Annotated in this window: 11 protein-coding genes; 10 read left to right on the forward strand and 1 reads right to left on the reverse strand. The window is 43.2% G+C overall.

The window, feature by feature from the left end; translation table 11 throughout:
• Positions 1-20 precede the first annotated feature (20 nt).
• Positions 21-200 (forward strand): 50S ribosomal protein L32, encoded by a 180-nt coding sequence (rpmF, locus tag BTW01_RS02660; RefSeq protein ID WP_003154457.1) that lies wholly within the window; start codon positions 21-23, stop codon positions 198-200.
• A 145-nt stretch (positions 201-345) separates the two neighbouring features.
• Entirely contained in the window at positions 346-927 is a 582-nt protein-coding gene (gerR, locus tag BTW01_RS02665) for a sporulation specific transcriptional regulator GerR (protein WP_162101492.1), read from the forward strand.
• A gap of 53 nt (positions 928-980) precedes the next feature.
• Here gerR and BTW01_RS02670 read toward each other — a convergent pair whose 3' ends face one another.
• Entirely contained in the window at positions 981-1,463 is a 483-nt protein-coding gene (locus tag BTW01_RS02670) for an N-acetyltransferase (protein WP_162101493.1), read from the reverse strand.
• 159 nt (positions 1,464-1,622) lie between these two features.
• Here BTW01_RS02670 and BTW01_RS02675 point away from each other — a divergent pair, with 159 nt between their 5' ends.
• The 8 genes from BTW01_RS02675 (at position 1,623) to BTW01_RS02710 (ending at position 12,029) form a co-directional block, all read left to right on the forward strand.
• Entirely contained in the window at positions 1,623-2,519 is an 897-nt protein-coding gene (locus BTW01_RS02675; protein ID WP_162101494.1) for a 2-dehydropantoate 2-reductase, read from the forward strand.
• A 70-nt stretch (positions 2,520-2,589) separates the two neighbouring features.
• The gene (gene bshC / locus BTW01_RS02680; RefSeq protein WP_162101495.1) at positions 2,590-4,209 is read left to right on the forward strand and encodes a bacillithiol biosynthesis cysteine-adding enzyme BshC; all 1,620 of its coding nucleotides are present in this window, start codon (positions 2,590-2,592) and stop codon (positions 4,207-4,209) included.
• Positions 4,210-4,334: 125 nt separating this feature from the next.
• Positions 4,335-4,766: a division/cell wall cluster transcriptional repressor MraZ gene (gene mraZ, locus BTW01_RS02685; protein WP_003221402.1), complete on the forward strand. Its 432-nt coding sequence runs from the start codon at positions 4,335-4,337 to the stop codon at positions 4,764-4,766.
• Between the two features lie 69 nt (positions 4,767-4,835).
• On the forward strand, positions 4,836-5,771 hold the full coding sequence (gene rsmH, locus BTW01_RS02690; RefSeq protein ID WP_162101496.1) for a 16S rRNA (cytosine(1402)-N(4))-methyltransferase RsmH: 936 nt from the start codon (positions 4,836-4,838) through the stop codon (positions 5,769-5,771).
• Between the two features lie 45 nt (positions 5,772-5,816).
• Positions 5,817-6,170, forward strand: a complete 354-nt coding sequence (ftsL, locus tag BTW01_RS02695) for a cell division protein FtsL (RefSeq protein WP_162101497.1) — start codon at positions 5,817-5,819, stop codon at positions 6,168-6,170.
• On the forward strand, positions 6,167-8,317 hold the full coding sequence (gene pbpB, locus BTW01_RS02700; RefSeq protein ID WP_162101498.1) for a penicillin-binding protein 2B: 2,151 nt from the start codon (positions 6,167-6,169) through the stop codon (positions 8,315-8,317). Before ftsL ends, pbpB begins: the two co-directional genes overlap by 4 nt.
• A 113-nt stretch (positions 8,318-8,430) precedes the next feature.
• Positions 8,431-10,371 (forward strand): stage V sporulation protein D, encoded by a 1,941-nt coding sequence (locus BTW01_RS02705; protein WP_162101499.1) that lies wholly within the window; start codon positions 8,431-8,433, stop codon positions 10,369-10,371.
• Between the two features lie 173 nt (positions 10,372-10,544).
• Positions 10,545-12,029, forward strand: a complete 1,485-nt coding sequence (locus BTW01_RS02710; RefSeq protein ID WP_162101500.1) for a UDP-N-acetylmuramoyl-L-alanyl-D-glutamate--2,6-diaminopimelate ligase — start codon at positions 10,545-10,547, stop codon at positions 12,027-12,029.
• Positions 12,030-12,099 lie beyond the last annotated feature (70 nt).

Here is a 12,099-nt window from a genome sequence, read left to right on the forward strand (position 1 = left end):
TCTTTAAGGAGGTGGGAATAATGGCTGTACCTTTTAGAAGAACTTCTAAAATGAAAAAAAGATTGCGCCGTACACATTTCAAACTTAATGTACCTGGTATGACAGAATGTCCGTCATGCGGAGAGATGAAATTGTCTCACCGTGTATGCAAAGCATGCGGATCATACAACGGCAAAGACATAAATGTAAAAAGTAACTAATAAGAAAAGCGCAGGGTGAAAACCCTGCGCTTTTTCTTTTTCTCTCCCTGTCAGCTTGCGGAAATTTTGTGAGTGCAAATAGTCTATCTAATCTATTACCGGCATATGTATGAGATAAATAAGCTGACATGGAGGGGGATTGAATTTGACCATTACAAGACAAGATGCTTGGACTCAGGATGAGGATTTGCTGCTGGCAGAAGTGGTGCTTCGCCATATTCGAGAGGGGGGGACACAGCTTTCCGCCTTTGAGGAGGTGGGAAGAGCGCTGACCAGAACCGCGGCAGCCTGTGGTTTCAGATGGAACTCCTATGTGAGAAAACAATATCAGTCAGGCATAGAACTTGCGAAAAAACAGAGAAAAGAACTAAGGAAGCAAATTGGCGTTCATTCAGTCAATATGCCGAATTCCGTGAAGCAGGCTGCCGGGGCAGCGTCGGAAGGAAAACGAGATCTGTCCATTCAGGATGTGATCCAATTTCTCGAACAATTCAAAGAAACACCGTCTGCACAAGAATTTCAGCTCGAAAGGGAAAGGTTGAAGGAGCAAATCGAAGCGCTGCAAAAAGAGCTAGAGGATTTACGGAGCGAAAATCAAACATTGAGGAACCAGCTAGAGATGACAGAAGAGGATTACAAGGCACTGATCGATATTATGGATCGGGCTAGAAAAATGGTTGTTTCAAAAGAAGACGGAAGAATGAAAAAAGCGGCTCAAGAAACGTAAGACGCCTGAAATGAACCGGCCCTAGAGTGAAAATAGGCCGGTTGTTTTTATTTCTATGCAGACTCTCTCGGCGTCATTTCGTGATCCATATCAGGATGCCAGGTGAGCGGGTTTTCCCCTTTATCCCGCGCCGCATCATACTTAACAGTTTCAAAGTTCATTTTATTCCAAAACTCCGCTGATTTCATTCGCGGATTTGTCCGAATCGGCATTTTGAAAGATTTTGCGAATTCAACCAAAGCTCTCCCATATCCTCGGTTCTGGTAGCCTGGAAGAACTTCAAGCTTACGCAGCTCCAAATAATCCTGACGGTTGTCGAAATATGGGTTTGATTTGCCATTAACCTGATATAGGCTCATTCGTGCTACAAGTTTATCCCCAAAATAAATCCCGTAAAAAGGCGAGGTGCTGTCATTTTCGATCATATTATCCTGGAGATCCTCAAGCATTGAAAGCTCCTGAATGCCGTATTCTTTGAATTCCTTGAATTCTTCCAGCGTTTTATAGTTGATGAGCAGACGTTCAACCTTTACCAAATCAATCTCCCCCTTTGCTGTTTCTACATATATTGTAAACGCTTTATTTAAAAAATCCAAATATTAAAACTTTAATTCTCGCCACACGAGATCTTTAAGAAGTAATTTCTTCACACTTCTGCTATGATAATACGTAAATGCTAAATTGGGTGTGACATCATGAATATTGGAATTATCGGCGGAGGCTCAGTCGGTCTTTTGTGTGCCTGTTATTTGTCACTTCATCACGATGTAACTGTTGTGACAAGGCGGAAAGAACAGGCTGCGGCTATTCAGTCTGGAGGGATTCAGCTTTATAAAGGCGGAGAAGAATTCAACGCTGATTGCAGTGCGGATACGAGTATCAATTCGGATTTTGACCTTCTTGTCGTGACAGTAAAGCAGCATCAGCTTCAGTCTGTTTTTCCTTTGCTTGAACGGATCGGGAAAACGAATATACTATTTTTACAAAACGGCATGGGGCATATCCACGACCTAAAAGACTGGCGCGCTAAGCATTCTATTTATGTTGGAATCGTTGAGCACGGAGCTGTAAGAAAGTCAGATACAGCTGTTGATCATACTGGCATAGGTGCGATAAAATGGAGCGCGTTTCGCGATAGTGATCCAAATCAGCTGAACAACTTGCTTCACTATAATCACCCGGATTTTCCAATTCGTTATGAAACGGATTGGTACCGCCTGCTGGCGGGCAAACTGATTATAAATGCTTGTATCAATCCATTAACCGCGTTATTGCAGGTGAAAAATGGCGCTCTGTTGACAACGCCAGCATATCAAGCATTTATGAAGCTGGTTTTTCAGGAAGCGTGCCGCATTTTAAGGCTTGAAGACGAAGCGGAGGCTTGGGAGCGGGTTCAGTCCGTTTGCAGGCAAACGAAAGAAAATCGCTCTTCAATGCTAGTCGACGTCACTGAAGGCCGGCAGACGGAAGCTGATGCTATTATCGGGTATTTATTGAAGGAAGCAAGCCAGCATAACTTTGATGCCGTTCATTTGGAATTTTTATACGGCAGCATGAAAGCTTTGGAGCGAAATGCAAACAAAGTCTTTTGAGCTTTTTCTGTAACATGCTATACTCATTTCGGATCACTAACTATTTATTGGAGAAAGGAAGTTCTAGAAGATGCAGCTAACTGAACTTTCCATCAAAAATCAAAATGTGTTTGTACAGCACTATATAGATGGCAAAGAAGGAATGTCTTCTTTTTTTGATTACAGCATTCATCATAAGGACATGTGGCGCGAAAGGCTGAAAGACTTATCTTCCCGTTCTTTCGCAAGAGAGGAACTGGCGGCGTACTTATCCTCTTATCATCAAAAATTCGGGTCAAATGCGATGCAGTCTGCTATTGAAAAGCTGAAGGACCCGTCAAGTGCCGCTGTTGTCGGCGGGCAGCAGGCTGGTCTTTTAACAGGGCCGCTTTACACTATACATAAAATCATTTCAATCATTGTGTTAGCAAAGGAACAAGAAAAGCAGCTGCAAGTGCCTGTTATACCGATCTTCTGGGTGGCTGGAGAAGACCACGATTTAGATGAAATTAATTTTATTCATTCTTCTGAAGAAAACGGTCCTGTGAAAAAAAAGCTGCCCCAATCATATTGGAAGAAATCTTCGGCAGCGAGCACATCGCTTGATCAGGAAAAATGCGCCGCGTGGATAGATGATGTATTTGCTGCTTTTGAAGAAACTGACCACACGAATTCACTTCTCGACAATGTAAAACGATGTTTAAGGGAATCTGTTACATTCACTGATTTCTTTGAACTGCTCATTGCGGACCTATTCCAGGAGGAAGGACTAGTTTTACTCAATTCTGGAGATCCGGGGATCAAAAAGCTGGAAACGGCTATGTTCCAAAAGATTCTTCGGGAGAATGATGAACTAGCCCGCGCGCTTTCAGATCAGCAGGCCTTCATGCGTGAGGCTGGCTATAAGCCGATTATCGAGGCTGGAAAAGAGCAGGCGAATCTCTTTTACGAATATGAAGAAGAGCGCTTTTTAATTGAAAAAGATAACGGCCGTTTTGTCATCAATGAGCTTGATCTCGGATGGGCGATGGATGAACTTTATACACATATGGAAGAGCATCCTGAGCGCTTCAGCAACAATGTTGTGACTAGGCCGTTAATGCAGGAATACCTCATTCCAACGCTAGCGTTTGTTGCAGGTCCCGGAGAAATCAACTATTGGGGAGAGCTCAAACAGGCCTTTGCGGTAATGGGCTTTAAAATGCCTCCTGTTATGCCGAGATTAAACATTACGATACTAGAACGGCATATTGAGAAAAAGATGTTTGAACGGAATATTTCATTGCAAGACGCGATTGAACGCGGAACGGAGAATCAAAGAGAGACATACTTTGAGCGCCAGATTCCAGAAGAGTTTACCGCGGTGATGGATCAGGCAAAGAGCCAAATTGAAGCGATTCATAAAACGGTTCGGCAACAAGCGTTAAAGGTTGATCAAAGCATGGAACCCTTGCTCTTGAAAAATGCCGGCTTTATTCAGGATCAGCTTCAGTTTTTAGAGCGTACGGTGACGAAGCGGATTGAAGAAAAAGAAGGCTACGTGTTGAAGGATTATGAGAGAATTCAAAATAGCATTAAGCCCCTCCTTGTACCGCAAGAACGAATATGGAATATTATGTATTATTTGAACAGGTATGGTCCTGAATTCTTCATATTATTCAAAAATCTGCCATTTTCTTTTCGGAATCAACATCAAGTTGTCAAACTTTGAAATAAAGTTTTAAAGAACCCTGACTAGTTCAGGGTTTTTTTTTATGAATAAACAGTGTAAAATGAATCTGTGGAGAAAAGTGGTGTATAGTGGTGAGTTAAGGAGAGAAAGTGGGGCAAGAGATCATGTTTATGGGTGAATATCAGCATACTATTGATGCGAAGGGCCGCATGATCGTACCCGCTAAATTCAGGGAAGGACTCGGTGAGCAGTTTGTGCTGACCAGAGGACTTGACCAATGTCTCTTCGGCTATCCTATGCACGAATGGAAACAAATTGAAGAAAAACTAAAAGCACTTCCTCTCACTAAAAAAGATGCCCGTGCGTTTACCCGATTCTTCTTTTCTGGGGCGACAGAATGCGAACTGGACAAGCAAGGCAGGGTAAATATCGCCTCATCTCTATTGAATTACGCCAAACTGGAAAAAGAATGTGTTGTTATCGGGGTTTCTAATCGAATTGAATTGTGGAGTAAAGTAATTTGGGAACAATACACAGAAGAGCAAGAAGATTCATTTGCTGAAATTGCTGAAAACATGATTGGGTTTGATATATAATGATTCTTCGTGTATAACACTCTAAAAACAATTTCAATTCATCCTGATAAAAGGTGGGACCAACACAATATGTTTCAACACAAGACAGTACTTCTTCGTGAAACCGTAGACGGGCTTCAGATTAAACCAGACGGTACATATGTAGATTGCACACTCGGCGGAGCTGGGCACAGTACATACTTATTGCAGCAATTATCCGAGAAGGGGCGTTTAGTCGCTTTTGACCAAGATGATACGGCATTACAGCATGCAAAAGAAGTGTTGTCCGATTATAAAGGACAGCTCATTCTAATGAAAAGCAATTTCAGGTATTTAAAAGAATGTTTGAATGAACAGGGTATTACAGAAGTAGACGGTGTTTTATTTGATTTAGGGGTGTCCTCTCCGCAGCTGGATACACCGGAACGCGGCTTCAGTTACCATCATGACGCACCGTTGGACATGAGGATGGATCAGTCGGCCACGCTTTCAGCGAAAGAAGTCGTGAATGAATGGCGCTATGAGGATCTCGTCCGTATTTTCTTTAAATACGGCGAAGAGAAGTTCAGCAAACAGATCGCCAGAAAAATTGAAGAGGCAAGAATCAAATCTCCTATTCAAACTACGGGCCAACTGGTCGATCTAATAAAAGACGCGATTCCCGCTCCAGCGAGAAGGAGTGGAGGACATCCTGCTAAACGTGTGTTTCAGGCAATCAGGATTGCCGTAAATGACGAACTGAAAGTGTTTGAAGAGGCTTTGGAGCAGGCAATTGAGGTGCTGAAGCCAGGGGGAAGGGTTTCTGTTATCACCTTCCACTCGCTAGAAGACAGAATTTGCAAATCCACCTTTAAAGAAAAATCGTCACTTCCGGAACTTCCTCCGGGGCTTCCTGTCATACCTGAAGAGTTTGAGCCGGAGTTGAAGCTCGTTACACGAAAGCCGATTACGGCATCTCAAGAAGAACTTGAAGAAAACAACCGAGCTCGTTCTGCGAAGCTTCGGATTGCCGAAAAAAGAAAATAACAAAACCAAAACGCGAAAGCAAAACTAAAAGGAGGTCATCAGCCTATGAGCAATTTAGCTTACCAACCAGAAAAACAGCATCGGCATACGGTCAATCCTGAGAAAAAAATGATTGTCAAGAAAAGGGCTTCCATTACTCTCGGAGAAAAAGTGCTCCTTGTCCTTTTTGCTGCAGCAGTGCTCAGTGTATCGCTTTTGATTGTATCGAAGGCGTATGCGGCATATCACACCAATATGGAGGTACAAAAGCTAGAGGAGCAAATTTCATCCGAAAAAAAGCAAGTTGGTGACCTCGAAAAAAGCGTTGCTGACTTAAGTAAACCGCAGCGCATTATGGACATTGCGAAAAAGAACGGCTTGAATTTAAAAGATAAAAAAGTGAAAAACATACAGGAATGATTCAAATGCCAAAAAAGAATAAATTTATGAATAGAGGAGCGGCGATTCTAAGTATTTGTTTCGCTCTCTTTTTCTTTGTCATCCTCGGGAGAATGGCATATATTCAAATAACCGGAAAAGCGAGCGGTGAGGTGCTGGCGACAAAAGCGACAGAGCAGCATGAAAAGAAAAGAACGATCGATGCAAGCCGCGGCCCAATTTTAGATCGGAACGGCAAAGTGATTGCAGAGGATACAGCGACATATAAGCTGATTGCCGTTCTCGATAAAAAAATGTCGCCTGATATAAAGCACCCTCAGCATGTTGTAAACAAAGAATCGACAGCGGAAGCCTTGTCTAAAGTAATAAAAATGGACAAGGCCGATATCCTTGATATTTTAAATAAGGATGTAAAACAAGTCGAGTTTGGCTCAGCGGGCCGGGATATCACATATTCGCAAAAGCAAAAAATTGAAAAGCTGAAACTTCCGGGTATTTCATTTTTGCGGGATACAAAACGCTATTATCCAAACGGTATTTTCGCATCCAACTTGATCGGCTATGCCGAGGTTGATCAAAAAACAAATGAAATTTCCGGCGCGATGGGACTAGAAAAAGTGCTGGATAAGTATTTGAAAGAGCGGGACGGATATGTGACATATGAAAGTGACAAATCCGGCTGGGAGCTCCCAAACAGCAAAAATAAAATTACAGCGCCAAAAAATGGTGACAAAGTATATTTAACCCTTGATCAGAAAATTCAAACCTTTTTGGAAGACAGTATGACGAAAGTGGCGAAAAAGTATAAACCGAAAAAAATCATGGCCGCAGTCGTCGATCCGAAAACAGGAAAAGTGCTTGCTATGGGACAGCGCCCAAGCTTTGATCCGAACAAACGCGATGTGACAAACTACTATAATGATTTGATTTCATATGCGTATGAACCCGGATCAACGATGAAGATTTTTACACTCGCTGCCGCGATGCAGGAAAACGCTTTTCCTGCGAATGAAAAATATAAATCCGGTACGTTTGAAGTTGGCGGGGAACCTGTCAGGGACCATAATGATGGTGTAGGCTGGGGCCCGACAACCTATCATGACGGCGTTCTAAGATCGTCAAATGTTGCATTTGCGAAGCTGGCAAAAGAAAAACTAGGTTATGATCGCCTCAATCAATACTTACACAAGTTTCATTTTGATCAAAAAACAGGTATTGACTTGTCTGGGGAGGTATCCAGTAAAATCAACTTTAAATATGAATTTGATAAAGCGTCAACTGCCTACGGACAAGCATCTGCTGTTACACCGATTCAGCAGCTTCAAGCAGCAACGGCAATTGCAAATAACGGCAAAATGATGAAGCCTTATGTCATTGACCATATCGTTGATTCTGATAAAAATAAAACCGTCTATCAAAATAAGCCGGAATCAGTTGGGAATCCAATTTCCGCAGATACAGCCAAAAAGGTGCGAAATATATTGGGCGAAGTCGTGACCTCGAAAATCGGAACAGGAAAACCTTATAAGATTGAGGGATTTGATGTTGCCGGGAAAACAGGTACAGCGCAAATAGCAGGTAAAGGCGGATATTTAGGCGGAACAGATAACTATATCTTTTCGTTTATGGGCATGGCGCCGAAAGATGATCCTGAACTTTTAATTTATGTTGCTGTACAACAGCCGCAGTTAAAAGCAGGACAAAGCAGCTCAGCTCCAGTATCAGAAATCTTCAATCCAACTATGAAAAACAGCCTGCACTATCTGAATATTGAACCGACCGAAAAATCCAGCTCCAAGCAAGAAGAAACAAAAGCGCAGACGATGCCTGATTTAACAGATCGAACGGCAGCTGGTGCGCAAAAGAAAGCAAAAGAAGAGAAGCTTACACCGATTGTCATCGGCAGTGATGTCGCTGTAAAAGAACAGTATCCAAAAGTGGATGAGGAAGTTCTTACTAATCAGAAGGTCTTTCTGAAAACAGGCGGCAAAATCAAAATGCCTGATATGACCGGCTGGTCGAGAAGAGAGGTTCTTCAGTACGGCGAGCTGGCGGGCATTCATATTGAAGTCAGCGGGCAAGGCTACGCTGTCAGCCAAAGCATCAAGAAGGATAAAGAAATAAAAGACAAAAATGTCATCAAAGTTCAGTTTAAAAATCCTGATTAAAAAGAAAGCTTGCGTTATGCAGGCTTTCTTTTTTTTATACAGAGGAGCACCGTTCTACCTGTCCAATATCAGGCATAAAATGAAACAAGCCTAAATAAGGAGTGAACGGTCTCTTGCGCGTCTCGAATGTAACGGTTAGGAAACGTTTATTATTGGTTTTGCTTTTTGGTGTGATCGTATTTTTGATCATTGATACAAGGCTGGGATATGTTCAGTTTGTGATGGGAAATAAACTGACTTCACTGGCGAAAGATTCCTGGAGCAGAAACTTGCCGTTTGAGCCGGAGAGAGGCGAAATTCTCGATCGGAACGGTGTAAAGCTCGCAACAAACAAAAGCGCGCCGACCGTATTCGTCGTGCCGCGCCAAGTCCAGAATCCGATGAAAACAAGCAAGCAGCTTGCAGCGGTTTTAAACATGTCAGAAGAAAAAGTATATAAGCATGTGACAAAAAAAGCATCAATTGAAAAGATCACTCCTGAAGGAAGAAAGATTTCAAATGAAAAAGCGAAAGAAATCAAAGCGCTTGATTTAAAAGGTGTATATGTTGCGGAGGACAGTATCCGCCATTACCCGTTCGGCAGCTTTTTATCTCATGTGCTTGGGTTTGCCGGGATTGACAATCAAGGACTCCTTGGACTTGAAGCCTATTATGACGATGACTTAAAAGGGGTAAAGGGCTCTGTGAAGTTTTATACAGATGCCAAGGGGAAGAAAATGCCTGATGAAGCGGACGATTACACACCGCCTAAGGACGGGCTTGATATGAAGCTGACAGTTGATTCGAAGGTTCAGACGATAATGGAAAGGGAGCTCGATAACGCTGAAGCCAAATACCATCCTGATGGCATGATTGCCGTAGCTATGAATCCGAAAAACGGAGAAATATTGGGAATGGCTAGCAGGCCTGATTTTGACCCAGCTGATTATCAATCAGTCGATCCGTCAGTCTACAATCGAAATCTGCCGGTATGGAGCACGTATGAGCCGGGGTCTACCTTTAAAATTATTACACTTGCGGCAGCACTTGAAGAGCAAAAGGTAAATTTGAAGCGTGATCAATTTTATGATAAAGGGCATGCAGAAGTGGACGGAGCGAGACTGCGGTGCTGGAAAAGAGGAGGACACGGACTCCAGTCGTATCTAGAAGTTGTCCAGAACTCCTGTAACCCGGGATTCGTGGAATTGGGCGAGCGCTTAGGAAAGGAGAAGCTTTTCAAATATATCAAAGGCTTTGGTTTCGGCCAAAAAACGGGAATTGATCTGCAAGGCGAGGGCACGGGAATCCTATTCCCGCTTGATAGAGTGGGTCCGGTCGAGCAAGCGACTACCGCTTTCGGACAAGGGGTCTCTGTTACGCCGATTCAGCAGGTTACAGCCGTATCTGCCGCTGTAAACGGAGGGACGCTCTACACACCTTACATTGCAAAGGAATGGATCGACCCTGTAACGAAAAAAACGGTTAAAAAGCAATCACCAATCGCAAAGAAACAAGTTATTTCTGAGGAAACGTCCAAACAAATCCGCTATGCTTTAGAAAGTGTTGTTGCAGAAGGAACCGGCCGTAACGCCTTTGTTGAAGGCTATCGTGTCGGCGGGAAAACGGGAACAGCACAAAAGGTTAAAGATGGGAAATACCTCGAAAACAACCATATTGTATCATTTATCGGTTTCGCGCCGGCTGACGATCCGAGCCTTGTTGTCTATGTCGCAGTTGATAACCCAAAAGGCACCATTCAGTTTGGGGGAACGGTTGCCGCGCCAATTGTCGGGAATATGATGAGGGACAGCCTGCCGGAGATTGGTGTGAAGCCTCGGAAAAATCAAATCGAGAAAAAGTACAAATGGAACGACACAAAAACAATAGAAGTTCCGAATGTTGTAGGGATGTCTGTCTCAGATCTTGAGTCACTATTGGTGAATCTCAATGTAGATGCTTCCGGGAAAGGAAGCAAAATCGTTAAACAATCGCCAGCTGCCGGAACGAAAGTAAAAGAAGGCTCAAAGATACGCGTTTATTTGACTGAAGAAGATGAAAAGAAGGCAGCCGATTGATTCGGGTGCCTATTATTTTTATTGCGGAAAATGCCGATATCTTTCAAGATTAGCTGGATGTCTCCTTTTATTTACGCTAAAATATGAACTGTATGCTCAAAATCATTATCACATCGTCTGACGTGACTTCAATGATAAAAAGAACGAATTAGAAAGTTGAGAGGTTTGATACGATGAAACTTACAAAGCTGCTTACATACTTAACAACCGAACCTTCTGTAAACGATTCACAAGACCCTGAAATCACTTCAATTGAGATGGACTCCAGAGAAGTAAAGGAAGGGAGTCTTTTTGTATGTGTTAAAGGGTATACGGTGGATGGCCATGATTTTGCCCAAAAAGCAGTAGAAAGCGGCGCGGCGGCTATTGTGGCAGAAAAAGAACTCGATGTGGATGTGCCTGTCATTATTGTCCGCCAGTCTCTGCGCGCGCTCAGCGTTCTGTCTGATGCGTTTTACGGACAGCCGACAAAGAAGCTTCAGCTAATCGGGATCACAGGCACAAATGGCAAAACGTCAACAACCCATATGGTCGATGAGATTTTGAAAAAAGCCGGAAAACGAACTGGCTTGATCGGCACCATGTATATGAAAATCGGCGACGAAACACTTCCCGTGAAAAACACGACACCGGAAAGTGTCACACTGCAGAAAACGTTTAAGAAAATGAATGACAAGCAAGTTGATACTGCCATCATGGAAGTTTCTTCTCACGCGTTATCTTTAGGACGTGTTCATGGCTGTGATTATGATATTGCTGTGTTTACGAATTTAACGCAGGACCATCTGGACTATCATAAAACGATGGATGAGTACCGACAGGCAAAAAGCCTGCTCTTTTCTCAGCTTGGCGGAGCTTTTAACCATGAACGTCCAAAGCGTGCCGTACTGAATGCTGACGATGAGGCGAGCGCATATTTTGAAAAGGTAACAGCAGCTCATATCTCTACATACGGAATTAAAAACAACGCTGATGTGATGGCGAAGAATATCACGATCGCTGCACAGGGCACAAGCTTTGATCTTGTGACAAACAAAGGCACTAAGCACATTACGATGTCACTTGTCGGACAATTTAATGTGTATAACGTGCTGGCGGCAGTTGCAGCATGTATCGCAGCAGGCATCCCGTTTGAAACGATTACTGAAGCTGTTGAGGAACTGCATGGCGTAAGAGGCCGGTTTGAATTGGTCAATCAGCAGCAAGAGTTTCCGGTCATTGTAGATTACGCGCACACACCGGACAGCCTTGAAAATGTATTGAAGACTTGCAGAGATATGACAGAAGGAAAGCTTTTTGTCGTTGTTGGCTGCGGGGGAGACAGAGATAAGACGAAACGCCCGAAAATGGCTGAAATCGCTGTGAAGCTGGCTGACGAACCGATTTTCACTTCAGATAACCCGAGAAGCGAAGATCCTCGCGCGATTTTAAAAGATATGGAAGCTGGAGTAGAGGGCGCATACTATCACAGCATCGCAAACCGCGAGCAAGCCATCTTTTTTGCGATTGCCAATGCCAAAAAAGGCGACGTTGTCCTCATTGCAGGAAAAGGGCATGAAACCTATCAGCAGATCGGGAACGAAACGTTCGATTTTGACGATGCTGAAGTGGCGGCAAGAGCCATTGTCGACCTCAATAAAAATATGACGAATTCATAGGAAAGAGATGTTATTGAATAATGGAGTTTGAAAAGATATTTCATATGAGAAAAAATCATGAATATGATAA

This window comes from Bacillus sp. SKDU12 (assembly GCF_010093085.1).
Classification (GTDB): domain Bacteria; phylum Bacillota; class Bacilli; order Bacillales; family Bacillaceae; genus Bacillus; species Bacillus mexicanus.